General features: G+C 51.6%; 21 protein-coding genes, 1 pseudogene and 1 riboswitch. Of the genes and pseudogenes, 10 read left to right on the top strand and 12 right to left on the bottom strand.

Annotated elements, in window-relative coordinates:
• The first annotated feature begins 16 nt into the window (after positions 1-16).
• From GXX34_04370 to GXX34_04360, 3 genes are all read left to right on the top strand, one after another.
• Positions 17-1,279 carry a DUF2088 domain-containing protein gene (locus tag GXX34_04370; protein HHW06757.1) on the top strand — a complete coding sequence of 421 codons (1,263 nt, stop codon included), beginning with the start codon at positions 17-19 and terminating at the stop codon, positions 1,277-1,279.
• Positions 1,280-1,439: 160 nt separating this feature from the next.
• Positions 1,440-1,748, top strand: a complete 309-nt coding sequence (locus tag GXX34_04365) for a carboxymuconolactone decarboxylase family protein (protein ID HHW06756.1) — start codon at positions 1,440-1,442, stop codon at positions 1,746-1,748.
• Positions 1,749-1,791: 43 nt separating this feature from the next.
• Complete coding sequence (locus tag GXX34_04360; protein ID HHW06755.1) at positions 1,792-3,003, top strand: DUF438 domain-containing protein; 1,212 nt, start codon at positions 1,792-1,794, stop codon at positions 3,001-3,003.
• 164 nt (positions 3,004-3,167) lie between these two features.
• Here GXX34_04360 and GXX34_04355 read toward each other — a convergent pair whose 3' ends face one another.
• The 4 genes and pseudogenes from GXX34_04355 to GXX34_04340 form a co-directional block, all read right to left on the bottom strand.
• Positions 3,168-3,704 (bottom strand): hypothetical protein, encoded by a 537-nt coding sequence (locus GXX34_04355; GenBank protein HHW06754.1) that lies wholly within the window; start codon positions 3,702-3,704, stop codon positions 3,168-3,170.
• Between the two features lie 309 nt (positions 3,705-4,013).
• Positions 4,014-4,811 (bottom strand): annotated as a pseudogene (locus tag GXX34_04350) (ABC transporter permease).
• Positions 4,795-5,772 carry an ABC transporter substrate-binding protein gene (locus GXX34_04345; GenBank protein ID HHW06753.1) on the bottom strand — a complete coding sequence of 326 codons (978 nt, stop codon included), beginning with the start codon at positions 5,770-5,772 and terminating at the stop codon, positions 4,795-4,797. Before GXX34_04345 ends, GXX34_04350 begins: the two are co-directional and overlap by 17 nt.
• A complete protein-coding gene (locus GXX34_04340; protein ID HHW06752.1) occupies positions 5,769-6,776 on the bottom strand; it encodes a radical SAM protein in 1,008 nt (335 codons plus the stop codon). The genes GXX34_04345 and GXX34_04340 overlap by 4 nt, the downstream gene beginning before the upstream one ends.
• Before the next feature lie 330 nt (positions 6,777-7,106).
• Here GXX34_04340 and GXX34_04335 point away from each other — a divergent pair, with 330 nt between their 5' ends.
• From GXX34_04335 to GXX34_04320, 4 genes are all read left to right on the top strand, one after another.
• Positions 7,107-8,429: a hypothetical protein gene (locus tag GXX34_04335; GenBank protein HHW06751.1), complete on the top strand. Its 1,323-nt coding sequence runs from the start codon at positions 7,107-7,109 to the stop codon at positions 8,427-8,429.
• A 37-nt stretch (positions 8,430-8,466) separates the two neighbouring features.
• The gene (locus GXX34_04330) at positions 8,467-9,129 is read left to right on the top strand and encodes a TrkA family potassium uptake protein (protein ID HHW06750.1); all 663 of its coding nucleotides are present in this window, start codon (positions 8,467-8,469) and stop codon (positions 9,127-9,129) included.
• Positions 9,130-9,168: 39 nt separating this feature from the next.
• Positions 9,169-9,358: riboswitch (cobalamin riboswitch) on the top strand.
• A 122-nt stretch (positions 9,359-9,480) separates the two neighbouring features.
• Positions 9,481-9,990, top strand: a complete 510-nt coding sequence (locus GXX34_04325; protein HHW06749.1) for an ECF transporter S component — start codon at positions 9,481-9,483, stop codon at positions 9,988-9,990.
• A gap of 10 nt (positions 9,991-10,000) precedes the next feature.
• A complete protein-coding gene (locus GXX34_04320) occupies positions 10,001-10,765 on the top strand; it encodes an alpha-ribazole kinase (GenBank protein ID HHW06748.1) in 765 nt (254 codons plus the stop codon).
• A 36-nt stretch (positions 10,766-10,801) separates the two neighbouring features.
• Here the strand turns inward: GXX34_04320 and GXX34_04315 are convergent, their stop codons facing one another.
• Positions 10,802-11,677, bottom strand: a complete 876-nt coding sequence (locus GXX34_04315) for a hypothetical protein (protein HHW06747.1) — start codon at positions 11,675-11,677, stop codon at positions 10,802-10,804.
• Positions 11,677-12,060 carry a response regulator gene (locus GXX34_04310; protein ID HHW06746.1) on the bottom strand — a complete coding sequence of 128 codons (384 nt, stop codon included), beginning with the start codon at positions 12,058-12,060 and terminating at the stop codon, positions 11,677-11,679. The genes GXX34_04315 and GXX34_04310 overlap by 1 nt, the downstream gene beginning before the upstream one ends.
• Positions 12,061-12,352: 292 nt before the next feature.
• Between GXX34_04310 and GXX34_04305 the strand changes: the two genes are divergently transcribed.
• Positions 12,353-13,528 (top strand): F420-0--gamma-glutamyl ligase, encoded by a 1,176-nt coding sequence (locus tag GXX34_04305; GenBank protein HHW06745.1) that lies wholly within the window; start codon positions 12,353-12,355, stop codon positions 13,526-13,528.
• 35 nt (positions 13,529-13,563) lie between these two features.
• Here the strand turns inward: GXX34_04305 and GXX34_04300 are convergent, their stop codons facing one another.
• Positions 13,564-13,710 carry a hypothetical protein gene (locus tag GXX34_04300; protein HHW06744.1) on the bottom strand — a complete coding sequence of 49 codons (147 nt, stop codon included), beginning with the start codon at positions 13,708-13,710 and terminating at the stop codon, positions 13,564-13,566.
• A gap of 172 nt (positions 13,711-13,882) precedes the next feature.
• On the opposite strand from GXX34_04300, the gene mtnP reads away from it, so the two are divergent.
• Positions 13,883-14,653: an S-methyl-5'-thioadenosine phosphorylase gene (mtnP, locus tag GXX34_04295; GenBank protein HHW06743.1), complete on the top strand. Its 771-nt coding sequence runs from the start codon at positions 13,883-13,885 to the stop codon at positions 14,651-14,653.
• A gap of 67 nt (positions 14,654-14,720) precedes the next feature.
• Here the strand turns inward: mtnP and GXX34_04290 are convergent, their stop codons facing one another.
• A complete protein-coding gene (locus GXX34_04290; protein ID HHW06742.1) occupies positions 14,721-17,429 on the bottom strand; it encodes a calcium-translocating P-type ATPase, SERCA-type in 2,709 nt (902 codons plus the stop codon).
• A gap of 353 nt (positions 17,430-17,782) precedes the next feature.
• Here GXX34_04290 and GXX34_04285 point away from each other — a divergent pair, with 353 nt between their 5' ends.
• Entirely contained in the window at positions 17,783-18,340 is a 558-nt protein-coding gene (locus GXX34_04285; protein HHW06741.1) for a flavodoxin family protein, read from the top strand.
• Between the two features lie 51 nt (positions 18,341-18,391).
• Here the strand turns inward: GXX34_04285 and GXX34_04280 are convergent, their stop codons facing one another.
• From GXX34_04280 to GXX34_04265, 4 genes are read right to left on the bottom strand one after another with little or no spacing between them, the layout of a single operon-like run.
• Positions 18,392-19,261 (bottom strand): radical SAM protein, encoded by an 870-nt coding sequence (locus GXX34_04280; GenBank protein ID HHW06740.1) that lies wholly within the window; start codon positions 19,259-19,261, stop codon positions 18,392-18,394.
• Positions 19,262-19,306: 45 nt separating this feature from the next.
• Entirely contained in the window at positions 19,307-22,294 is a 2,988-nt protein-coding gene (locus GXX34_04275) for a DEAD/DEAH box helicase family protein (protein HHW06739.1), read from the bottom strand.
• 15 nt (positions 22,295-22,309) lie between these two features.
• On the bottom strand, positions 22,310-24,226 hold the full coding sequence (locus tag GXX34_04270) for a site-specific DNA-methyltransferase (protein ID HHW06738.1): 1,917 nt from the start codon (positions 24,224-24,226) through the stop codon (positions 22,310-22,312).
• On the bottom strand, positions 24,223-24,945 hold the full coding sequence (locus GXX34_04265) for a DUF4391 domain-containing protein (protein ID HHW06737.1): 723 nt from the start codon (positions 24,943-24,945) through the stop codon (positions 24,223-24,225). The genes GXX34_04270 and GXX34_04265 overlap by 4 nt, the downstream gene beginning before the upstream one ends.
• Between the last annotated feature and the right edge of the window lie 175 nt (positions 24,946-25,120).

The following is a 25,120-nucleotide window of genomic DNA, read 5'->3' as shown; positions in this document are numbered from 1 at the left end:
GAGGTTAATCACTGATATGTCCCTCTTCCCCACCATGGTCAGAATTCGTCTCGACTTCGAGGCACCGGTCATCGAAAATGTTGCAGGTGAGCTGTTAAACCAGCTGTCCGGCGCCGAGCTGCGGGTGCAGCCGGGAGCCAGGATCGGCATTGCCGTAGGCAGCCGGGGCATCGCCAACATCAGCCTCATGGTCAAAACCCTGGTCGATTTCTTGCGGCAGAAGGGCGCAGAACCGCTGGTCATCCCGGCCATGGGCAGCCACGGCGGTGCGACGGCGGAAGGTCAAAAGGAAGTACTGGCTTCCTACGGTATCACCGAAGCATATATTCAAGCCCCCATTGCCAGTTCCATGGAAACAGTTTGCCTGGGACATGTGCGCCATGACATCCCGGTTTATTTTGACCGCATCGCCGCTTCCCTGGACGGCATCATCCTGTTAAATAGGGTCAAACCTCACACGGATTTTCACGCCACCTATGAAAGCGGCCTGGTAAAACAAATGGTCATCGGCCTGGGCAACCACCAGGGAGCCCAACTGGTGCACAGTTACGGCCTGATGGGACTGGAAGAACTGATTCCGGAAATGGGTGCTCTCATCCTGAACAAAGCTCCCATCTTGGGCGGGGTGGCAGTGCTGGAAAACGCCAAAGACCAAACGGCCGTCATCAAGTTTCTCACCAGTGAACAAATGCTTCCCGAAGAACCGGGGCTTTTGCAAATGGCCCGCCGGCTCATGCCCCGCCTGCCGGTATCGGACATGGACCTTTTGGTCGTTCAAGAAATGGGGAAAAACATCAGCGGCGTCGGGATGGATCCCAATATTACCGGGCGGATGGGCATCCGCCTCAACCGCCAACCGGAACATCCCACCATCCGCCGGATTGTCTGCCTTGACCTGACACCGGAAAGCCACGGGAACGCCCTCGGTGTCGGCCTGGCGGATGTGATTCCCGCCCGCCTGGCTGACAAAATCGATTACCAGGTCACCTATGCGAATGTCATTACCAGCACTTTCCTGGAAAGGGGCTTTGTCCCCATCGTCCAGCCCAGTGACCAGGCGGCCATGGAAGTGGCATTAAGATGCGCCGGTCGCAAGGTGAGCGCGGAAAACGCCAGGATCGTGCAGATTAAAAACACCCTGGAATTGTCGGAAATGTTCATTTCCAAACCTTTAATCGACGACATTGACCCCAATTGTGCTTGGGAACAACTCGAAGAATTTAATTACAGCTTCTCACCGGAGGGTGAGTTACTGAACCGCATTGGCACAGGAGCCTAGCCTCACAGGCTCCTGTTTTTCTTTGCGGTCCAGGTGCACCTCAAGTGGTCTTTAGGAGCCGGTTTCAGTACATAAGATTGCTCCCGGCAGGCCAACCTATTACCAGCTACAGGTGGAGGTGTTGCTGTTGGACGTCATCGAAAGAAACTTAAAATATTTCATGGACAGGCACGGGGAAGTCTACGATGCCTATGAAAATTATGGTAAAATATTGCATGATAGCGGTCCTTTAGACGAAAAAACCCGCTGGCTCATCAAGGTAGCCGTTTCCACCGCCTGCCAGTACCAGTATGCCCTGCGCACCCACATTATCAAAGCCGTCAAAGCCGGGTGCACCAGGGAAGAAATCGAGCACGCCATCATGCTGGTGGCACCGACGGCAGGGTTTCCCAAGAGCATGGAAGGTATGCTGATTTTACGCCAGGAAATGGGAGAAGAAACCGGTCCTGACAAAAGCCCGGTTAATTAACAGCCTGGGATAATTCAGGCGGAAAAACAGAGGAGGGTCAACCATGAGCGAACTGATTAACAACCGCGAGCACAAGCAAAAAGTGCTGAAAGAGCTCATCAGAGAGCTGCACGCAGGCAAGAGTGTGGATGAAGTCAAAGACCGGTTTGCGTCCTTGATTAAGGATGTTTCTCCCACAGAGATCTCCGCCCTGGAGAACAGCTTGATCGCGGAAGGCATCCCGGTGGAAGAAGTCCAGCGATTATGCGATGTCCATGCCGCCGTGTTTAAAGGTTCTCTCGCGGAATATCACCGGCAAGCCGCCCCCAGGACGGTGGACCCCGGCCATCCCGTTCATACCTTCCAGCAGGAGAACCGGGCCATCGAAAGACTCATCGACGAACAAATCATGCCGTTAATTGAAGCAGCGAAGAGGCTGCCCAGCGAGGAATACGAAAACCGGCTGGCCCAAGTCTTTGACCAGCTGTGGGAAATTGATAAACATTACACCCGTAAAGAAATCTTGCTGTTCCCCTACCTGGAAAAATACGGCATCAACGCCCCGCCCAAAGTGATGTGGGGGGTGGATGATGAGATCAGGGATTTGATTAAAGCCGTCAAAATGCCGTCCCCGGATGCCACCCTGGACAAGTTGATTAAGACTGCGGAGGCAGCGGTAGTCCGGGTGAAAGAAATGATCTACAAGGAAGAAAACATCCTCTTCCCCATGGCCCTGGACACTTTGACGGCAGATGAATGGGAAACCATCAGGCAGGAGAGCGATCAAATAGGATACTGCCTCTACCAACCGGAAAGCCGGTACCAACCCGGCGAGGACAGGGAGCAAAGCGGGGCTTCCTTGCTCGGCACGGGCACGGTACGTTTTGAAACCGGTGCATTGGATGTAAAGGTGCTGGAGGCATTACTCAACCACTTGCCGGTGGACATCACTTTCATTGATCACAATGATACCGTCAAATACTTCTCTAACAGCAAGGACAGGATTTTCCACCGCACCAAGGCGGTCCTGGGGCGCCAAGTAGAAAACTGCCACCCGCCCACCAGCGTGCATATCGTCAAAAAGCTGGTGGAAGACTTCAAATCCGGGGCCAAGGATGTGGAAGAGTTTTGGATTAAGCAAGGGGATACTTTCATCTACATTCGCTATTTCGCCGTCCGGGATGAAAACGGGCAGTACCTGGGCACCTTGGAGGTCACCCAAAACATCAGCCCCATTTTTGAGCTCAAAGGAGAAAAACGCCTCTTAGCCGATTAAACTGCTAATGGCTCTCACTTATCAACAGTTGTTGATACAGTTTCTGTGGATAATGTGGATAACAGGGCCCTTTTGCAAGTATTTTCAGCTTTCCTGCCTCCCTTTGCTGTGGATAATCTTGTTGGTACAAACGGCAAAAAAGTCGGGTGCCTCTCCACCCGACTTTAATGCTTTTTATCGCTGTTTAACCAGTGGCTGATAATGCCGGCGATTTCCCTTAAGAGCTCTTCATCCAGCTCCTCTTCCACTTCCGCTTCTCCCTCGGCAAAAGTGGTGGCAATATTCTCCCAGTCAGTGAAATCCATATCCTGGGCCAGCAGGTAATCAATCTCTTCATCCGTCAGGTGAATCACCCGCTGGGTAAAATCACCGATGGACAGGACTTCCCTGCCCTGGGAAAACAATTTCAGATCCCACAGCTGGGGGCATTGGCCGTAAAAAGCCGGTTCCTGCAGTTCATAGAGCAAATTCCGCACTTCATCTGTTAACGGGCCCTTGATCTCAATGCCGTCCTTCGTCCCCCACCAGTTGGAGATGGCGATATCGGGCAGTGAGAATAAGGCTTTAAAACCTTCGTTCTTTATATCATCCGACTGCAGCAGCCGCACACTAAAGCTATCCGCATACTGAAGGCAGAAAACGAAGATCTCATGCCAATTGCCGGGATGCAGGTCACCGAGGTAAAAGGTTTGCAATCCCATTTCGTTCCCCCTTCCTAAATTAACCAGTTGACAAATCCAGTAATTGTTACTTTTATTATACTTCAAACAGCATGATGAGGTAAAGTTAAACTGTCCAACCTACCCTTTCCGGCCACCGGCGCCGGCCGCCGGGCACCGGGCTGAAGGGGTTTCCTTTCACTCATGGTTAATATTATTCATATTATAGTTGTTAATTTTCACGATATCAATCGTATTTAACGACAAAAAACTCAAGCCCCCAGTCATCATCCCGGCGAAGGCGGCGTGCTGACACCGGGCCCGACCGCCCCACGGACTCCGGGTACCCGGTCACAGTTCCAACTCATCCTCCCGGCAAGGATAAAACAGACTGCAAGACTTGACCAACAGCATATCTGATAATTTGCCGCATACGCCGATACAAATCATGGCCACCGGTATCATCTCCACTCGTCCTAAGAGGCGAGCATCCATCATCACCGCCCCCAGGCCCCTGCTCACACCCGTCAGCTCACCCAACACCAGGTAGGCTCAGGCCGTGCTCAATCCCAGTCTGAGCCCCACCAGGATGGAAGGAAAAGCCGCCGGCAGAATAACACTGGTAAACAGAGTCCACTTCCCGGCCCCCAGCACCATCCCTGCCCTCACCAGGGAGAGGGGTATGGTTTGGAAGCCGTAGGCCGCATTAATGTAAATGGGGAAAAATGCTGCCAGGGCAATGAGGAAAACGGTGGTTTTCTCGCCAATGCCAAACCATACCATCGTCAGGGGCAACCACCCTATCCCCGGGATAGCCCGGACTGCATGGACGAAAGGGTCAAAAAGCCGGCGGGCCAGGGTAAGTCTCCCGGTGAGCAATCCCAGAGAAAGCCCTGCCAGGGCAGCCAAGCCGAAACCGCCTAATACCCTGAGCATACTCGCCCACAAGTGGGCCCAAAAAGCACCCGCGTAAGGAGTTAAACGGAGACCGCCGGCCACAAAATCCAGGAAGACCGCAGCCAGTTTGGCCGGACCGGGGAATAAATACTCCGGTATCATTCCGGCAGCAGTAACCAGATGCCATAAGACCAGTAGGACCGCCGGGATAACAAACCCCGCCGGGTCTATGGGTTTACCGTTCTTTTTCATGGCCTATTTCCTTTGCTGCCCCCGTTAAGAATCTCAGGTCAAACATGCTCTCAATATCCGGTATTTCCGTAATAATACCTTGTTCCCACATCCGTTGGGCCAATACCCGGACGCCCTCCATATACCTCTCGTCAATTTGCCAAAAGAGATCGATATTGCCCGCTGAGACCATCAAGACACCGGGATCCGTCCCAAACTCCGCCGCTTTGTGTAACCAGGCCTCCCTGTGGGTAAGCAAATACTCCGTGGCTCGTACATGAGCCGTCACTAGCTTCTGCACTAATTCAGGCTCCCGGGCAATCTTGTCCTTAGTGGTGATCATGGCACTGTTGATAACCCCAAAATCATCCTCCGGATAAGCCAGGATTTTGCCAAAGCCCTGGGCTACCGCCACCGAAGGATAAGGTTCCCCGCTGTAAAAAGCATCGACGGTACCTTGAGCCAGTGCTTGCGCCATGTCGAAGAAATCTACCCGGATTAATTCCACATCCTCCTGCCAGTCAAGCCCGTGGCGGTCTAGTGTTTCCAACAGGAGCAAATGATGCATCGTCCCCGGCACATAGGCAATCTTTTTACCTGCCAGGTCTTTGACGCTGTTGATACCGGCATCTTTATGTACCACAAGAGCAGAACATCTATTGGACATGCCCGCTACCACCACAATGGGTTCCCCCTTAGAAACAGCTGTAATCGCGGTCACCAGGGTCGTGCCGCACATATCAAGACTTCCTGCCAACAGGGCGGTTTTCATGTCCCCGGGATTGGTAAAAGGAGCGATTTCCACTCCATCACCCTCCGGCAAGAACTGCTGGTAAAAGAAGGGCTGGATGGTTTGCGCCGTTTTCCAGGTACCAACTCTCGCCCGGATGCTGTCGCCGGTGGCAGCAGCCCGGCAACCGGCCAGCGTGAGAATCAAAGCCACGCTTATTAACAACAGCAATAACAGTTTAGCTCGTCTCATCCCTTGATCCCCTCCCGGTACACCCGGTAACCGCAGGCCGCAAACCATTCCTTGGCTGTGGCGGCATCAAAACCTTGCCAACAACTGCCGGTGTGGCAGCCTGCTTCCCTGGGAATAGCTCCCTTTTCAACCACAGTCACGTTGGCGCCCCACTGGAGGGCCAGCTTTGAGGCCGGGTGCACGCAAATATCCGGCGCCCTATAACCTGCGGCCAGGCGGGTCACTGCCGCAATTTGGGCCAGCCTTTCCGGGGCTACAACGGGCAGCCGTCCCAGAGGAGTGCCGGTTACCGGCACCCGGGCCATGGCCCCCGTCACCACAGCACCAAACTGCATGGCAGTCAAAAAAGCGTTGGCAATCTCCTCATTGGTGTGTTCCACCCCCACCGGCTCCACCAAGTATACTAGTTGCAAAGGGGAACTGTTGACAGCTCTGAGAGTAGCCATTCTCTCCACCGGATTAAACTTGGTGTCAATCCCTTCCCTCAACCTGACCGTGTGGTATACATACTCTACGCCTGCCCGCGCCATTCTGGCAGCCACCGCTGCATCGAACTCACCTACATTCAGTACCAGTTGATAGCTTCCCGGCACCGTTTCCCTGATCCTGGGAACCAGCTCAATCAGTTTCTCCAGGTCGTAAAACTGGGTGGTGCGCAGCACAATCCACCGCACCCCATCCCGCACATACTCTTCTACCGCCCGGACAATATCCGTCTCGCTGAATTCCCGCTCTTCTCCTACCAGTCCCCAGTGTTCACCCAGGGAACAGAAATTGCAGCTCATGGGACAGGCCCTAAAATCCAACCCGATGGCCGCCCACAAATAGGCCCGGTTTTTACAAACTGCCGCCGCCACTTCCCTGGCGGCCTGCCCCAAGTATTCGCCTGCTTTGGACCAAGGATCGATATCTAATAAAGCGATGATGGTATCCCTGTCGAGCAATTTTCCGGCCAGAGCCTCCTCTTTGGCTTTCCTGACCAGCGCCAAACTATCCACCGGCATCTCTCCTTCAGCAACGGGCGATTATGACCCAATCTTGCTATCATCTTCACAAACCAGGAAAAAACAAAATATATACCTTGCCGCCGCAAGGTGATAGGTATTCTTGGGATCGATCTTATGGTATTATAACTGATTTGGTCCGGCAATGAAAGCGGGCGCCACCACCGCCCGGCACCGTGTCCGTAACCACCGGCAAAGACAAAAGTGACAAAACTAACGTAATAAGTCTTGCGTCTTAACCCATAATATATAAAATTATATTAAGCAGGAACCTGCAAGACAGAACGCAACACTATACTCAAGAATGAGTAGGAAAACCGGGAGCCAACCATGCAAAAGCAACTCTTGAAACCGGGGCGATTACTGGTCATAGGTTACGGCGCCGTCAGCCTGATGGGAGCCCTCCTTCTCTTGCTGCCCTGGTCCTCAACCCAACCGGGTACCACTTCCTTTGTACAGGCATGGTTTACCGCCATGTCCGCTTTAACCTCTACCGGACTGGTAGTCGTCGATACCAACAGCCACTGGACCATTTTCGGCCAGATCGTGATCATGCTGTTAGTGCAAATCGGCGGCCTCGGCTTAATGGTATTCGCCACAATTGTGCTGCTGTTTCTCGGCATGAAAATCAATCTGGGGTACCAGGCGCTGGTGGTGCAGGACCGCAATTATTTTAGCATCGCAGGCATCCGGAGCTTGGTACGCAGTATTGTGCTCTTGTCTCTGATGATCGAACTGATCGGTACTGTACTGCTGGCCTGTGGCGTGCCGGGCCTGTGGCAGGAAGGCACCGTCAAAGGATTGTTTATCGCCCTCTTTCACGCCGTCAGCGCCTTCAACGGGGCCGGCTTTACCCTGTACGACCGCAGCCTGGAGGGATTCATCCCTTACCCGCTGGCCAGCATCACCGTCATAATGCTGGTCTTGCTCGGCAGCCTGGGTTATGTGGTGCTGCAGGAACTGGTGACTTGGCCGCGGCACCGCCGCCAGAGACTGAGCCTCCATTGCCGGTTAGTACTGCTGGTAACCGCCGGCGTTACGTTATTCGGAGCCGGTTTCTTTTTCGGCACCGAGTACAACGGGCTGCTGAAGGGCCTGCCGGTCCACACCCAAATCATCCAAAGCCTATTCCATGCCACCACCAGAACGGCGGGATTTACTACTTTTCCGGTAGTAAGTTGGAACGAACCTTTCCAGTTTCTCATGACCCTGCTCATGTTCATCGGTGCCAGCCCCGGTTCCGTAGGCGGCGGTATTAAAACCACCACCTTTGCCGTCATCATCCTCGCCGTCTGGGCCATAGCCCGGGGCCGGAATCACGTAGTGGTGATGGAGCGGGAAATACCGCGGGATAACGTGCTGAAGGCTTTTACTGTGACAGTTTTTGCTTTCATCCTGGTTAGCGGCGGTACGTTAATCTTAATGCTGCTGGAACACCTGTCATTCTTTCCGGCATTATTTGAAGTGGTATCTGCTTTGACCACGGCCGGGCTTAGCATGATCGACACCGGGACTTTAAGTCCCCTGGCACAAACCCTCCTCGCCCTGTTCATGTTTGTCGGCCGCATCGGCGTCTTGACCCTGATCGTCTTCCTCACCAAGGAAGACTACCGGCGGGTGCGTTACATGAAAGAGGATATTTTAATAGGATAAATCAGAACAATAATAAGACATAGGGGAGTTTCTCCAGATGAAAAAATCAGTGTTGGTAGTCGGCGTAGGCCGTTTTGGCCGCGGCGTAATTGAAACCCTGTATGAATTGGGCCATGATGTCTATGCCATCGACAAAGATGAAAACGCCATCGAAGACGTGCGGCCCATGATTGTTTCCGGCGCCATCGTCGATGTGGTGGAAAATGAAGATGAATTGAGCCGCATCGTGGCTGAGAAGAATTTCGATGAAGCGGTGGTGGCCATGGGACAGGACTTGGAGGCAACCCTCATTGCCACCCATATTCTCAAAGAGGCCGGTATTCCCGTCTCGGCGAAGGCCTCCAGCGAGCGCCGCGGCAGCATTTTGGAGAAAATGGGCGTAGACCGGATCCTATTCCCGGAGCGGGACACCGGGCGCAGGTTGGCCAAGCTGATATCCAACGACCGGGTGGTGGACATCCTGGAACTGCCTCAAGGCTTTGTCATCGAACAAATGCCTATCGGCAAAGGATTTCACGGCAAAACCATCGCCAGCTTGAATACCAACAACCGGTTCGGCATTTGGATCATGTTGATTTACCACGATAACGAACCGGTATTGCCGGCAGCCTCCACGGTGCTCCAGAAAGACGACATGATGATCGTTTTTGGCGCCAAGAAAAACATGCCCGCTTTTGAAAAAGAAAACTTCAAGGCCTAGTTGCTTTTGCCCCGGTCTTTGAGTAGAATCGAAATAACAACCGCATACAAGCTGGTAGGTGCCCATTTCGGGAGAATAGGGAAGTCAAGGGGCAGCCATACCCCAAAAGACGCGGTCCCGCCACTGTAGACGGGGACAAACCTCATAAGCCACTGCCAAGTTCTTGGTGGGAAGGCGAGGGGAGGATGACCCGGGAGCCAGGAGACCTGCCTATCAGTGCTTGATCCGCCTTCTCGTAGAAAGGAGGGGAAGCAATGAGGATGATGGTAAAGTCCTCGGCGTAATGGATTATTGTGCCGGGGACTTTTAATTTTGTCTTGAACCAAACCACAAACACAAGGAGGAATCCACATGTCCGTACCGGAAACCAAAATCAAACAGAATGTGCAAAGCTTTTGGCAAGTGAAGCGCCTGGTCTTGATGGCTTTATTCATCGCCCTGAGCGTCATTGGCGCCATGCTGAAAATCCCCAGCCCGACCGGGACGGTGGCCCTGGACTCGGCGCCTGGTTTTCTGGGTGCAGCCTTGTTGGGCTGGAAAGAAGGACTGGTCATCGCCGCCTTGGGGCACCTGGCCAGCGCCTATAGTGCCGGTTTTCCCCTGTCCCTGCCGATCCACCTGCTAGTTGCGCTGCAAATGGCCGTGGCCGTCTCCCTCTTTGCCTTGCTGCTCCACAAGACCAATGGGGTCATCGCCGTCGCCGCGGCGGTGTTCATCAACGGCGTGCTAATGCCTTTAAGCCTGGTGCCCATCCTAGGCCCTGGAATCTTTTACGGGATGGTACTGCCTCTCACGGTGGCGGCCCTGGTCAATACGGTGCTGGCATACGTCCTGTACCGCGCTTTGGGAAACATGGTATAGGTGAGACCACATGAACACCGGGATTTGGCCGAAAATTACCCAAGTGCGCGATTTAAGCATCATTGAGCTCGACGACAGCCAAAGGATCCTGGTCGCTTGTGATTCCATCGGCGCCGTGGGCGCCAAGGAATTGGATGCATTGCAGGTTCCCTATTTCATTGTGGGGCGCTGCGCCGCCCGGGTCCCCCTGCTGGAACTGCTGGCGGTGGGAGCCAGACCGGTGCTGATCTCCGACTGCCTCACGCTGGAAATGGAACCCAGCGGCCGGGAAATCCTCGCCGGCATCCAACACGAACTAAAACTGCTGGGCTTAGAAGGCAAATGCCACCTGACCGGCAGTACCGAGGAAAACTTTGTGACCAGGCAAAGCGGTATCGGCATCACCGTCGTTGCCCTGGCGGGGAAAGAAGAGCTCCGCATCGGAAAGGTGAGACCCGGTCACGAAATCTACTGCTTTGGGATACCTAAAGTTGGGGCCGAAGTGGACTTGGATGACCCGGACATTATCAGTTTCAACACCGTGGTCAAGCTTTTGCAGTACCCCCAGGTGCATGAGATGGCGCCGGTGGGTTCCAAGGGGATCCGCTACGAAGCCGAGCTCCTGACCCGGTCCTGCGGCGGCCGGCTGCAGGTGGACTCCCGCTGCCCGCTGCCTTTGACCAAATCAGCCGGGCCGGCCACCTGCCTCGTAGCCGCCGTGGAGCCAGGCAGCGGGGAAACCCTGTACCGGGACTTTTCCCTGCCCATCACCTACATCGGCAGGATTGTGGGCTAAAAAAGGAAACGGCCGTTGCCAGCCGTTTCCTTTTGTTTATCCTTGCAGCAGCAGCGCAAATTGTCCACCCGGGAAGTTAACTTTGAAGGCACGGTGATCCCCTTGCCAGCCTAAAGCCCCTTCCTTAACCACCGGCGGCTGCAGTTTCAATTCCATGCCCAGGTTGGACATGTTCACCAGGAAAATACCGTTGTGCAGGTTCAGGAACTCAGCCACCGAAGCCTGCCCCAGTTCTCCCATGGCCTCGATTTTTTCCCCGGCGAAGGCGGAGGCCAGCTTACAGAAGCCCTGCTCGCTCCCGGTGATACCGGTCTTCAAGGCAAACTCCCCTTCGATCTGCTGTTCTACGGACCAGGCACCGGCCAACCGGTCTTTGCTGCCCCCGTCCACCGGTTCCAGCCAGGCATGGGGGTCCACAAACCGCACCAAGTTCCGCGCAAACAGGTAGATGTAGCTGTTCAAGTATTCCTCACCGGGGTCCAGCTGCAGAGTTCTTGCCAACAGCAGCTCCACATTACCTTCCTGCACGGAGGCGAATTCCTTGTCGCTGAAACTATACTCCTTCTGATAATCCTGGAGGGCTTTTTCCAATTGTTCAAAGGTCAGGGCCCCGGCATCAATGAGAGCTTGGCCCAGCTGCAGGTGTCCCTGTTTCTGGGAGGCCAGCAGCTCCTCCAACTGCGCCTGGGTTAAATACCCTTTTTCCATGGCGATTTCCCCGAACTTCTTGTCCTGCCTGGTCTGTTCCCGGTGGATCTCCTCCACCTGGGCGGCGGTCAACAATCCCGCTCCCACGGCTAAAACTCCTAACTTCACATGGGACTGCTGCTGGGCTTCCAGAGCCTTAAGCAGCACTTCCCCGGCTACAATACCCCGGTTCAGTAGATATTGACCGAAATACTGGCTAAACATCAGGCTTCACTCCCCGCTTTTTGCAGTTTCCCGACCAACCTTTGCAGCGCTTCTTTGTCCACCGGCTTCTGCAGGAAATCAAAGGCCCCCGACTTGATGGCTTCTTTCAAGTAAGACTGGGTGCCCACCGAAGAAACCATCACGATTTTTACCGCCTGATTGATCTCCTTGATCTTTTTCAGTGTCTCAATCCCGTCCGTTTCTGGCATGACGATATCCATCAAGACCAGATCAGGCTTATCCTTAGCCACTATGTCCACAGCCTGCACGCCGTTGGCCGCTTCCAGCACCGTGCAGTTCATTTCCTCTAGCATCCCCCGCAACTGCTTCCGCACCAGCAACGAATCATCTACCAGCAGTACCGACAATCCTTTGTCTCCCATGCTCTCCCTCCTAGTGATGATTTGTCTATATTTATAATTTTATCACAAGTTAGACGAGGTACAAGCTTATTTATAATACGAGTTATTCTTAATAAATATACATATTAAATGTGCTTATCCGTTCATTCGGCAGAAAATATACCTCATCGTTCGGATCCGGGCTGGATTCGCCCTCCTGAATGTAGTAAACTGTAATGGTGGATAATATGAATATTCCGCCATTCTTTTTTTTGCAAAAAATGCCTGTCAAGCCGCTGTGCATGAGGCGAGTATCGTTTAAGGAGGAGCAGCTATGACCAGAATGGTAGGGACTACGGTCCGGGGCATTCGGGCACCGATCGTGAAAGCAGGAGACGATCTGGTGGAAATCGTTGTCCAATCAGTTCTGACCGCAGCCCGTTCGGAGAATTTTGCCATCCATGACCGGGACATTATCGGCATTACCGAATCCCTGCTGGCCAGAGCCCAGGGGAATTACGCCAGGGTAACGGATATTGCCGCCGACATTGCGCGGAAGTTCACCGGCAGTATCGGTGTAGTCTTTCCCATCCTCAGCCGGAACCGGTTTGCCCTGATCCTGAAAGGAATAGCCCTCAGCGGCAAGAAAATATACCTGTTGCTCAATTACCCCGCCGACGAAGTCGGGAACCACCTGATGGATATCGACCGGATGGACGAGCTGGGCATCAACCCGTACAGCGATGTCCTCACCGAAGCAAAATACCGTGAGCTCTTCGGGGAGGTCGTGCCCCACCTGTTCACCGGCGTGGACTATGTGCGCATGTACAAGGAACTGGCCCCGGCAGGGCAGATGGAAATCATCCTGGCCAATGACCCGCGCCACATTCTGGCATATACGGACCAGGTACTGGTCGCCAACATTCATGAACGGTTTCGTACCAAGCGGATGCTCCAGACTGCCGGTGCCCGTGTGGTGTACACCCTGGATGACATCCTGACCCAGCCCATCAACAACAGCGGCTACAACCCCGAATTCGGCCTATTGGGCGCCAATGCCGCCTCGGAAGACACCGTGAAACTTTTCCCGCGGGACTGCGAAGCCTTCGTCCTGGCGGTGCAAAAGGCTCTGCACCGCCAGACGGGTAAGCACGTGGAAGTCATGATCTATGGCGACGGTGCCTTCAAGGATCCGGTAGGCAAGATTTGGGAACTGGCGGATCCGGTGGTTTCCCCCGGCTATACCCCGGGATTAGCCGGCACTCCCAATGAAATGAAGCTAAAATACCTGGCCGACAGTGAACTGAAAGACTTGACGCCGGAAGAAATACAGGCCGCCATCCAACAGCGCCTCAAGGAAAAAGAAGCGGTGAAGCTGTCCCTGGGGACTACACCCAGGCGGATTACCGACCTGGTAGGCAGCCTGTGTGACCTGACCAGCGGCAGCGGGGATAAAGGAACACCTATAGTATTAGTACAAGGCTATTTTGACAATTATGCCTCCGAATAAAAGGCCGCTCCCCCGGGAGCAGCCTTTTTATTGGATTAATCCATTAAAACAAAATCCAACACCATGTCCTTGCCTTTTTGGCAGCCGTGACCGGTGACACCGGTCACCCGGCCCTGTTCCAGTTCCACCTGGATGGAGCAGCTTTTCGAGCATCCTTGACAGCCATACTGCCGGATTTCCATTGGTTTCCTCCTGCCTGCATTTTTCTTAAATACTATTTGTTCTTTTCTCTTATGGTATCTTTAGAAAAAGCCGGTGTCAATAACAAAATGTGGCCCATCACCGGCCTCCACCCTTGGCTTTGCCTGACCACTTAAGGTAGACTAATAAGAAAAAGAGTCGGAGGAGAGGTCCATGTTCAAAGCCGCCATCATAGGAGGCACAGGCATCTATCAACTGGAAGGCAGATTAGAGGATAAACAGGTGAGCACCCCTTACGGTGAGGTCCGGGTGACGGTGCAGGAAGACGCCGGTCGGGAAATCATCTTTTTAGCCCGCCACGGGGTACATCACCATACACCACCCCACCGGGTCAACTACCGGGGCAATATCTGGGCTTTGAAAGAACTGGGGGTCACCCACGTCTTCGCCACCAATGCGGTGGGATCCCTGAACCCGAAGTACAAGCCCGGGGAGCTGGTGATCTTCACTGATTTCATCGACTTTACCAAGAACCGGGTTTCCACGTTCTTTGACGGCCAGGACGGGGTGATACATACTTCCATGGCCGACCCTTATTGCCGGGAGCTCAGGCGCCTCATCACGGAAAAAGCTCCCCGGCACGGGATCGCCATCGCCGGGGAAGCGGTCTATGTGGGCACGGAAGGACCCCGGTTCGAAACGGCCGCGGAAATCCGCATGTACCAAAAACTCGGCGCCGATGTGGTCGGGATGACGGGGATCCCGGAAGTGGTCCTGGCCAAAGAGCTCGGCCTTTGCTACGCCGGGGTCGGCATCATCACCAACTGGGCCACCGGCATCGCCCATGACCACCGGTTGGAAGAAATCATGGGGGCGGTGAACAAGAACAGAGCCAGCCTGACCAACATGTTTATCGACCTTATCAAGACTGTAAACCTGGATCAAAATCATTGTGACTGCGCACAGGCCCGGATGAAAATGTAAACAAACCGGCGCGGCCGGAAGCACTGCTTTACGACCGCACCGGTTTGTTATTTGTCAACCGTCATCCCTAATTGTGCTGGGGAGCAGCTTTGGGATGGGTAAAGGCTTTCCAAATCTCTACCACCAGTAGGGGTAGGATGCTCAATCCTAAGACCACGGCCCAGTCATGGGCGTTGAGCACAGTAGTACCAAATACGGAGCTGAGGAACGGGACGAACACCACTGCCAGTTGGAGCAGCAAGGACACCGTAAAGGCATAAACCAAATGACGGTTCGTGGCAACTCCCAGGTAGAAAAGGGAGTGATCCAGGCTTCTGGCATTGAAAGAATGAACCAATTGGGAGAGGGACATGGTCAAGAAAGCCATCGTGTGGGCTTCCACCAGAGAGCGTCCCCAGGACAGGGCCAGCCAGTAAGCGGAGAGGGCCAAAAGCCCCATCAGCATACCTTGGATTATGATTTTCAGTCCCACGCCCCCGGCAAAGACGCCTTCCCTGCTGTCCCGGGGCGGCCGGTTCATGATATCCTTTTCCGGCGGCTCCACCCCTAGCGCCAAGGCCGGCAGCCCGTCGGTCACCAGGTTCATCCACAGGATCTGGACCGGGGTCAAGGGGCTGCCCAGTCCCACCAAAATAGCGCCGAAGATAGCCACGATCTCACCGACGTTACAAGACAGCAAGTAATAAATGGCTTTGCGGATATTGTTGTAGATGGTCCTGCCTTCTTCCACAGCGTTGACAATGGTGGCAAAGTTGTCATCCAAGAGCACCATGTCGGAAGCCTCTTTGGACACTTCCGTACCGGTGATGCCCATGGCACAACCGATATCCGCCCGTTTGAGGGCCGGCGCGTCGTTCACCCCGTCCCCGGTCATGGCCACCACCTGCCCCTTTGCCTTGAGAGCGTCCACAATCCTTAACTTGTCTTCCGGGGAAACCCGGGCATAAACCGTCGTGTGCAGCACGATGTCTTGCAGTTCCTCGGCGGAGAGTTTAACCAGTTCCACACCCGTCAGGCAGTGATCACCCTCCTGCCAGATGCCCAAATCCCTGGCAATGGCCAGAGCGGTATCCTTGTGGTCCCCCGTAATCATCACCGTCTGAATACCGGCATTGTGGCTTACGGCCACCGCCGCTTTGGCCTCCGGTCTGGCCGGGTCGATCATGACGAAATAACCCAGGAAAGTCAGCCCTTGTTCCACCGCTTCCGGGGTCATGGGCTCGGGTATGTCCTCCCACTGACGGTAAGCCATGGCCAGCACCCGCTTCCCTTGGGACGCATACTGGGAGTTGATCTCCAGCAAGAGATTTCTTTCCTCCTCAGACATGACCCGGGCGCGGCCCTCCTGGTGGATACCGGCACAGCGGGCCAGCAGCACGTCGGGCGCACCTTTGGTGAAGCTGTATACCCCTTCTTCACTTAATTTGTGGAAGGTGGTCATCATTTTCCGGCCGGAATCAAAGGGTATTTCCGCCAGCCTCGGGAACCGGCTCTCCGCCGTTCCTTTATCGAGACCGGCTTTAGCCGCCGCTACTACCAGTGCGCCTTCCGTGGGATCACCGATGATCTGGTACCCTTTTTCCTTCCGCACCAGCCGGGCGTCGGTATTGAGGGCGGCGCCTAAGAGCAAGAGTTGCAAATCCCGGTTGGCGGCGGGGTCAAAGGTCTCCCCTGCTTCCGTCAAGAAGTCCCCCTGCGGGTCGTAGCCGGTACCGGTCACCTGGAAGGTACCGCTGGGTAAGTAGATATCCGTGGTGGTCATCTCGTTCTTGGTCAAAGTACCGGTTTTATCCGAACAAATATACGTGGCCACCCCTAAAGTCTCCACGGCGGGCAGCCGCCGGATCACGGCGTTGCGCTTGCTCATCCTGGTAACGCCCAAAGCCAGGACAATGGTAACCACCGCCGGCAGCCCTTCGGGAATGGCGGCCACCGCCAGCGCCACCGCCGTCATAAACATCTCCAGGAGTTCCCCGCCGCGCAAGAGCCCGGTCAGGAACACCACAACCACAATGGCCCCGGCGGCTTTCCCTAAAGTCTTGCCCAGGCGGGCCAGCTGCTGCTGCAGCGGCGTGGGGTCAGGGGCCCCTTCATCCAGCATCTGGGCGATCTTGCCCAGTTCCGTGTTCATACCGGTCCCGGTCACCACTGCCTTGGCCCGGCCACCGGTGGCATAAGTACCCATGAAAATCATGTTGTGCCGCTCTGCAATGGGCACCTCACTCTTTTCCAGCACAGGCACGTCTTTTTCCACCGGCACGGACTCCCCGGTCAGGGCCGCCTCATTGACCATGAAAGAAGCCGCTTCCAGGAGACGGGCATCGGCAGGGATAGCATCCCCTGCTTCCAGCAGCACGATGTCCCCCGGTACCAGTTCTTCCACATTCACCTGGCTGACCTGCCCCTCCCGCAGCACTTTGACGGTGGCTTTGGTCATTTCCTTCAAGGCCTGCAAAGCCTGTTCTGCTTTGTTCTCCTGAACCACACCCAGCACCGCGTTCAAGATCACGATGACTAGAATGACAATGCTGTCAATCCATTCACCCAAGGCGCCGGAAACGACGGCGGCGGCAATCAAAATCAGGATCAAGGTTTCTTTCAGTTGGTCGATAAACATGGAGAGGATGCTCCGCGGCGGTTTCTCTTTAAGGGCATTGATCCCGTACTTCTGCCGCCTGTCTTCCACCTCCCGGGTGCTCAACCCTCGCTGCGGGTCCACCTGCAGGGTCTCCGCCACTTCGGCAGCAGGCAGGGCAAACCAAGGTTTGTTTTCCATAAACTCGTTTCCTCCTTCTTTTTATCCGCTTACCTAAAGTATGGCAAATAATAAGACCTACATTCATGGCAATGAATGTAGGTCTCACCTCTTCATCAATCACGTAAAACCGGGCATGCAGGGCCGAACTGACGGCTTTACGTACCCATATTGGGCGGTTACTCCCCTACTCAAGTAAAATTATAGTAAATGTCGTTACATTTGTCTATTCCTTTTTTCAATTGACACAGAAACCGGCAGGAAAATCCTGACTACTTTTAGAATACATCACCATAAATACAAAAAACACACAAAGGGTCGCTGCCGGAACATGTGAATGGTTTCCTTAATACACCCGTAAAGGAGGTTTCCCCATGAAAAGAGTCATTGCTTTCGTAGGCAGTCCCCAGCGCTACGGGAACACGGCGGCGCTGGTAGAAGAAGCTGCCAAGGGAGCAAAGGACGCCGGTGCTGAAGTAAAGGTTTACTACCTCAATGAACTGGACTTCAAAAGCTGCCAAAGCTGCTTGACCTGCCGGCAGAAGCCGGAATGCGGCCAGCAAGACGACTTAACGCCCATCTATGATGAAATCGCCCAGGCCGATGCCATAATTATCGGCTCTCCCGTCTACATGTGGCAAGTCTCTTCCCAGGTTAAGAAGCTTTTTGATCGTTTCTACGTATTAACCGACGCCAACCTGAAACCCCGCTTCGGTATCAAGAACACCTTGATGATCTATTCCCAGGCCAATCCCAACCCAGACCGCCACAAGGCATACTTTGAATACACGGCCAAGATGCTCGCCAGCCTCTTCGGTTTAAACGTGGTTGATACCCTGATAGCTTCCGCCGCCATAAGCCCGGACACGGCCAAGAGCAATCAATGCCTGATGGTCCAGGCCTTTACCGCCGGAAGACAGCTCGTGTCCTGAAGCAAGCCTGCACATCTTAAAGGCACTCCCCGGTCGACCCGGGGAGTCCTTTTATAATCCTCTCAAGAATTCCGGCTTGTAGTGATAACCTCCGGCCAACACCCTGTCAATAGCCCGGATGAGGGCAGCCTTATCCTGGGGCAGGGTGCCTTTTAAGGTTACATAGTTGGAAGCATGGTTACTCCGGAAAATGCAGCCGGTCACATCGGTATGCTCCAGCATCAGCCTCGTCTCCCGCATGATCTCTTCCGGGGACAAGAGTTCCATTTCCCCGGCATCCACCTGTCGCTTCATCTCCGTGCCTTCCACCAACATCAGGGTAAGCAACCCCACATAATGGGGATCCATAGCACTTAGCACCTCACCGGTCTTAACGGCATGTTCCTCCCACTTGGCCCGGCCTCCGAGGCCGGAAATGACGGTAACAGACAGTTTAATCCCGCTTTCCACCACTTTCTTACCGGCTCGAATGGCCTCTTCAGCGGTATTACCTTTATGAACGGCGGCTAAGATGTCATCACTGCCGCTTTCCAACCCCATGTAGATGATGCCCAGGCCCAAGTCTCTCAGCTCAGTTAATTCCTCAAGGGACTTGCGCAAAATATCCTTTGGGGAAGCGTAAATGCCCACTCTTTCGCATTCGGGAAAGATCTCCTTAATGTGGAGCAGGATTTCTTTTAACCTGACAAAAGGAATACACAAGGCGTCCCCGTCCGCCAGGAAAACCCGCTCCACCCGCGGGTAATACCGCCGCGCCAGTTCCATATCCTCCACGATGTCGGCAAGCGCCTTGATCCTGAATCTTTCGTTCTTGTACATGCCGCAAAAAGTACATCTATTGTGGGCACAGCCGATGGTGGCCTGGATAATCAGGCTGTAAGCTTCGCTGGGGGGGCGGAATACATTTCCTTCGTAGCGCATGTCATCAAGCCTCCAACTCCGTCAGCTTATCGTTCACGTTTCTGCCTATACGCCCGGCTCTATTACCACTTTCTCCTCGATAAATTTCTTAAAACTATCCACATCTTCAAAGGTTACTCCGGTACCTAGGGACCCAAAATGCTTCTTGCCGCAATCAATCTTAGCCTTTTCCGTTGGTCTCAGGGCGTCAGTCATTGTGTTAGCCTTTGTTTCCAGGACAAAGTAAAGTTTATCCTGGCCGTCCACATCAATGAGCACGGCCCAATCAGGATTATAGCTGCCTAAAGGTGTCGGCACGGTAAACCAACTTGGAAGCTTTACATACAACTTGACCCTGCTATTGCTCTCAAAGCTCTTGGCAAAGCTTTCTTCCGTAGCACTATCATAGACCACGTATTCATAAACGGATTTCTTACTCTTGATCATGTTCTTAGATAAGTAGCCGATAAGCTCTTCCGTCTCGAATAGCTCTTGGGCATAGTAATGATCATCGCCTAACTTAGTGTACTTGATCCCATCCACGATCATGAGCCTCATTTTTGAAGTGATAATCTGGGCTACCTGCTCCATGTACCTTTGTGGATTTTTCTTGAAAAGGTGAAGAGTCTTGCTCTTCGTTAATATCTCCACAATAGTTCTTCTGGTTAGATTGGTTTCGTTCTGGAGATAGGTAATGATATCCGGCAGTTGATCCCGCTGGTTCTCCAAAGGCACCGCGTATCTATCGGACTCTTCCGCCACAACGCCGCTGGCACTAATATCGAGTCCTGCTTTCGTATATATCAGCTTCGGAGAACTGACAGTCAGGCTTTCCTGCATTTCTTGGCAGCATGCTTCAATGAGCTCTTTGCTGTCAAAATCCACTGAATAGGTTGTCTTGTATTTTATTTTGTCCCATAGTTTTTTGAACTCAGGGTCCAGGTAAACCTGCTTGTTAAGCTGAACGGTCTTCTTATCGCTGTGGTTCCTGATCTTAAGACCGCTGCACAGTTTCCTGGCAAGAGCGGCAATCTCTTCTTTGACATGTTCATATTCCGCCGGTACATTTAACTTGTTGTCTTTTAGATCAATTTTGAGCTTATCCTGCACTTTCCCGGTCTCATCGATATAGCCGCCAACCAAAAACGCTTTAAATATAGCCTCGGAGGCTTCCTGCCCCAGGTATTTGACACTTCCGTCCAATTGTCTGACGGGTATATTGGCGAAAACATGGCTTTCAATAACACCAAACCTTATGCCGCTGTCAGTTTCATATTCCTGCTGGAGAGCCGCTGCAAATTCCTCATAGCTTTCATTAGCGATCACCGTCAGGGTGTTGATGGAAGAATCGTACTGGCGTTCTCCTGCCTGGTTTACACAAAGGCGCAGGCCTCGGCCAATCTCCTGACGTTTTTTGACTTCACTTTTGGTTTCATTCAAGGTGCATATCTGGAACACATTGGGGTTATCCCAGCCTTCCCGCAATGCCGAATGGGAGAAGATGAACCTCAGCTTACTGTCAAAAGATAACAGGCGCTCCTTGTCCTTCATGATGAGGTTATAGGTATCCTCATCATCTTGGGTAGAACCACTGGTATCCTTGAAAACACCTTTTTTATCTTGTGAAAAATAGCCGTTATGGGCTTCTTCAGCCGCGGTATCCAAATCCTCCCCATCCTTGAGCAGGGATTTATACTTCGGCTGCCTGAGGAGGGCTTTATAATGTTTTTCAAAGAGCTTAGCATAGATGCCTTTTTGGGGATTCCCGTTTTCATCATAGTAACGATAATTTGCTACCCGGTCTATAAAGAACAGGCTCAACACTTTGATGCCCCGCTGGTTAAGCTTCAATTCTTTATCTAAATGCTCCTCGATGGTTTTCTTAATCTGCTGTTCTTTTAAGAACAGGTCATCCACGTCTCCTATCGGCTGGTTTATCCGCAGGATATCGGGCTTGCTGGTAAAGGCAACGTATTCATTTCCTTCCTCACAATAAATCTCGCCGACAATGTACCCTTCATAGACGTCACGGCCACCGGATTTTTCATAAAGGTCATCGCCACATTTAACTGTTACCGGTTTCCGTTTGACCACACCTTTTCTGTCCCTGACATCCAGCTCAATTCTTGCTGTTATAGGAGATTTTTTGTTGTCCACCGACAAGAGTTTTAGATATGCCGTATTATGGTAGTCTTTAGTCGTGAAGCCGGCGACTTCTATCTGCTTAACTAGACCTAGATTATAGCTGTCCACGGCATCCAGCTTGTAAACCAGATTATGCTTTTCCACATGGGTGGCCGAATAACGTAAGATAAACAACGGTTTAAGGGATTTGATGGCCTCTTTGGCTTTAGGAGTAGTATCAACCGATTGCGGCTCGTCGATAATAACGATGGGCCTGGTCTCTTGAATGAGCTCAATGGGTTTCATGCCATTCAACCTGTCATTGGGTCTATGAATAATATTAGCCTTGTTTTCCTTGGTGGGATCCGTAAAACTCCTTCTAAAAGCGTCAATGTTGATAATCATTATCTCAACATTGTCACTTACCGCAAAGCTTCTGACCTGTTCCAACTTGCTGCTGTCATAGACAAAATAGTTGTAGATTGGATTGTCATATAATTCCTTAAAATGCTCCTCGGTAATCTGTAAAGTCTTATACACCCCTTCTTTTATGGCAATACTGGGAACAACGATGATAAATTTAGAAAACCCATAGTTTTTATGGAGTTCCAAGATCGTTCTTAAGTACACATAGGTCTTGCCTGTGCCGGTTTCCATCTCAATATCAAAATCATACTCCCCGGCTCTCAAGAACTTGGTCTGCGGCAGGCCATTCCTGAGCTGGACTTCCTGCAGGTTCTTTAGTATCTCTTCTTCATCCAACTCCAGCCGATTGCCAATTCCGTTTTCCGTGTTAAACATACCGATTTGCCCATTATAAGGCGACACGGAAAAATTGCTCTGCATAGGTGTTTGGCCTCTAAACAAATCAACCACGGAAGCTATGGCCTGCTGTTGATATTCAAGGTTTTTATCAAATTTAAGCTTCATTCAGACCATACCTCCCTAGATGGTGATAAACTCTTCAATCCCGCCGGATTTGAATATCTCCTTGATATTAGTCTTATTGCTGTCCGACTTAAATCCATTATCCTTAAATACCACCCGGCTGCTTTCCGGAGATAATTCTTTAATTTTTGCCAAGATGCCCCGGGCGACCTCTGTGGTAATTTCATCATCAAGACAAATCATGAGCATACCATAACCAATAGAATAGACTTTCTTACCGGCAATGGTAAACTCATCAACCGGGTAGGCCAGGTCAAGACCGTATTTGAGCATGATCTCAAAGACAACATCCAGTTCCGTCCTGCCTTCCACAAAGTTGTCTATATAATCGAATAAGGACTGCTCTAAATTATCATAATCCGGCTGCCATTTCCGGATATTAGAAGTGTCAAGTTTAAACACTTTAAAGCCGATATCCAGGTGGTCTATGTTTTGCTCATCCTTATATTCTGCTTTTATTTTCTCACCTGCACGGCAGATCCGAGCTTTGCCTATATCGCTGATGTTTTTAAAGCCGGCCTCATAGGCTTCCGATTTTTCATCGACCGGCTCAGGAAGCTGGACCATAATAAATCTACGCTTGCCGCCGTCTTCGGCGTTAAGTTGCATTACAGCATGGGCTGTAGTAGCTGAGCCGGCAAAGAAGTCGAGGACTATTGCGTCTTTATTGAAGTAGGTTATTGTATTTACTAAGAATTTGATCAATGATACGGGTTTTGGGTAACTCATAATACCCTCTCGCCCGAATAGTTCTAAAGCCTCCTGATATGCATCTTCATTGGTGCCGACATTTATTTTATTATCAATTAGAGTAGGTGGCCGTTTAATCTTTTCACTTTGATCTGAGCGTAGCACATTAAAGCCGAATTTTTTTGATAAATAGACAATGGTACCACTCTTTATTTCCTCATCTAGTTTAGTTTGTGTCCAGACAAATGGTCCTTCGACAATGATCTCTGACCGTACAATCCCTTTTGCAACAATAATATCGTTCTTAAAAGTTAAGGCCGTTGTTCCTTCTCCATATTTATTGGCTTTATATACCCCATCACCCAGTGTCGTTCTTACAGTATTTTTTGGAAAAATGAGTTGTTTAATTGAGTTTGTTCTTTTTGCCAATGGTTGTTGCTTATCACTATAAGCATCTTCACCATATAACTCGACTTTTTCAATTACCTTAGCATAGCACATAACATATTCTGTCATACTTCGCGTTGTTCTTGACAAATGACTCCCTTTTTTCTTTTTGACCCAAACAAACTGTGCAACAAAGTTCTCCTCTCCGAATACTTCATCACAAATCTTTCTTAGATTATGCACCTCATTATCATCAATACTAATAAAAATGACTCCATCATCACTTAGCAGATTTCTTGCAAGTCTTAACCTTGGATACATCATATTTAGCCAGTCCGTATGGTAACGACCGCTAGTTTCTGGATTGGTGGATATTAAATTGCCATTACCATCAACTTGTCCTGTGATTCTCTTGTAGTTTTCAATACTGTCGTGAAAATCATCCTTGTAAACAAAGTCGGTCCCAGTATTGTATGGCGGATCTATGTATATTATTTTGATCTTTCCATAATAGCTTTTTTGCAAAAGCTTTAACACTTCTAGGTTATCGCCCTCAATATAAAGGTTCTGAGTTGTCTCCCAGTTCTTACTCTCTTTCTTGCACGGCCTTAACGTTCCCAGGGAAGGTGTTTGGGACAAGCGCAGGGCTCGCCCTTTCCCGTTCCAAGTGAAATTGTAGCGTTCGTTACTGTCATCGACGTATTCACCCAAGAGTTGTTTTAGCTTTTCAAAATCCACCTTTCCTTCTGTCACCACTTCAGGGAAGAGCGTCATCAGCCTTTTAATATTCTCTTCCGCTAGATCGGGAGTTTTGCCTGTGAGTTTTGTCTCTATCATTCTTTCCCTCCTCCAAACAACACATTTTTTCTCCGTTCCAATTTCTTAATTTCTATATTCAGTTCCATTCTGCGATTAAACTGGGTTTCCTTTCTTAGTTTAGACCTTAAGCTATCAATCTCCCGGTCTATTTCCTCTACCATGGCCAGAAGCTTTCTTGCCTCAGCACCTGTTAGATCACCGGTGGTAGGCGTAATGGCAGACAGGTTATAAATACTGATGGCGTCTACAATGTCACTGTAGAGGGTATAGAGATTAGTAAACCTCATTTGCTTGATATCAAGCCTTGCAAATAAAGGGCTATCCCCCGCTAACCAGTCGGTAGTCACGAATTCCTCAATGGTATTCTTGCTGCTGTCACTTTGGCTTGTCCTCTGGTGAGCGACAAAAAACCGTTTCTTATCTTCATGCTTAAAAATCAGCAGCATCGGGTACGGGATAGCTCTCATGATAATTTCGGCTACTCTTTGAAGCTTGTAATCTTTATTTACCACGACTTCTATAACCTCAATCTCCGGGTACTCTCGCACCTCGTCCTTGTATGCCGGTATATTGATCGTCTCAGGTTTGAGACAATAGACCCATTCCACCTTGTGTATGACATCTGCCAACAAAGATTTATCTCCGGAAGACAAATTAGCATTTTCGTAAAACAACTTTTTGAAAATGGTGCTGCCGACCAAACAATCCTTTGGAATATTTAAGAAACTATAAGTGATCCACCTGCCAAATCAAAATCGCCGTCGTGATAACGAATATTTGATCCATTGAGTATTCCTGCGCCATCCGGCCAGCCCTCTCGCCGTATCCGGGCACTAATCCTGTGACATCCGGGCAGGATTCCTGTCACATCCGGCCGCGATTCCTGCGACATTCGGCCACTGTTCCTGCTTT

The sequence above is a fragment of the Clostridia bacterium genome (assembly GCA_012840125.1).
Classification (GTDB): Bacteria; Bacillota; DULZ01; order DULZ01; family DULZ01; genus DULZ01.
This window is presented reverse-complemented; position numbering and strand designations above follow the sequence as displayed.

What these genes read in the sequence shown, in the direction of transcription:
- GXX34_04370 (HHW06757.1), top strand. Translation starts at nt 17, where the DNA reads ATGTCCCTCTTCCCCACCATGGTCAGAATTCGTCTCGACTTCGAGGCA.
- GXX34_04365 (HHW06756.1), top strand. Translation starts at nt 1,440, where the DNA reads ATGGACAGGCACGGGGAAGTCTACGATGCCTATGAAAATTATGGTAAA.
- GXX34_04360 (HHW06755.1), top strand. Translation starts at nt 1,792, where the DNA reads ATGAGCGAACTGATTAACAACCGCGAGCACAAGCAAAAAGTGCTGAAA.
- GXX34_04355 (HHW06754.1), bottom strand. Translation starts at nt 3,704, where the DNA reads ATGGGATTGCAAACCTTTTACCTCGGTGACCTGCATCCCGGCAATTGG.
- GXX34_04345 (HHW06753.1), bottom strand. Translation starts at nt 5,772, where the DNA reads ATGAGACGAGCTAAACTGTTATTGCTGTTGTTAATAAGCGTGGCTTTG.
- GXX34_04340 (HHW06752.1), bottom strand. Translation starts at nt 6,776, where the DNA reads ATGCCGGTGGATAGTTTGGCGCTGGTCAGGAAAGCCAAAGAGGAGGCT.
- GXX34_04335 (HHW06751.1), top strand. Translation starts at nt 7,107, where the DNA reads ATGCAAAAGCAACTCTTGAAACCGGGGCGATTACTGGTCATAGGTTAC.
- GXX34_04330 (HHW06750.1), top strand. Translation starts at nt 8,467, where the DNA reads ATGAAAAAATCAGTGTTGGTAGTCGGCGTAGGCCGTTTTGGCCGCGGC.
- GXX34_04325 (HHW06749.1), top strand. Translation starts at nt 9,481, where the DNA reads ATGTCCGTACCGGAAACCAAAATCAAACAGAATGTGCAAAGCTTTTGG.
- GXX34_04320 (HHW06748.1), top strand. Translation starts at nt 10,001, where the DNA reads ATGAACACCGGGATTTGGCCGAAAATTACCCAAGTGCGCGATTTAAGC.
- GXX34_04315 (HHW06747.1), bottom strand. Translation starts at nt 11,677, where the DNA reads ATGTTTAGCCAGTATTTCGGTCAATATCTACTGAACCGGGGTATTGTA.
- GXX34_04310 (HHW06746.1), bottom strand. Translation starts at nt 12,060, where the DNA reads ATGGGAGACAAAGGATTGTCGGTACTGCTGGTAGATGATTCGTTGCTG.
- GXX34_04305 (HHW06745.1), top strand. Translation starts at nt 12,353, where the DNA reads ATGACCAGAATGGTAGGGACTACGGTCCGGGGCATTCGGGCACCGATC.
- GXX34_04300 (HHW06744.1), bottom strand. Translation starts at nt 13,710, where the DNA reads ATGGAAATCCGGCAGTATGGCTGTCAAGGATGCTCGAAAAGCTGCTCC.
- mtnP (HHW06743.1), top strand. Translation starts at nt 13,883, where the DNA reads ATGTTCAAAGCCGCCATCATAGGAGGCACAGGCATCTATCAACTGGAA.
- GXX34_04290 (HHW06742.1), bottom strand. Translation starts at nt 17,429, where the DNA reads ATGGAAAACAAACCTTGGTTTGCCCTGCCTGCTGCCGAAGTGGCGGAG.
- GXX34_04285 (HHW06741.1), top strand. Translation starts at nt 17,783, where the DNA reads ATGAAAAGAGTCATTGCTTTCGTAGGCAGTCCCCAGCGCTACGGGAAC.
- GXX34_04280 (HHW06740.1), bottom strand. Translation starts at nt 19,261, where the DNA reads ATGCGCTACGAAGGAAATGTATTCCGCCCCCCCAGCGAAGCTTACAGC.
- GXX34_04275 (HHW06739.1), bottom strand. Translation starts at nt 22,294, where the DNA reads ATGAAGCTTAAATTTGATAAAAACCTTGAATATCAACAGCAGGCCATA.
- GXX34_04270 (HHW06738.1), bottom strand. Translation starts at nt 24,226, where the DNA reads ATGATAGAGACAAAACTCACAGGCAAAACTCCCGATCTAGCGGAAGAG.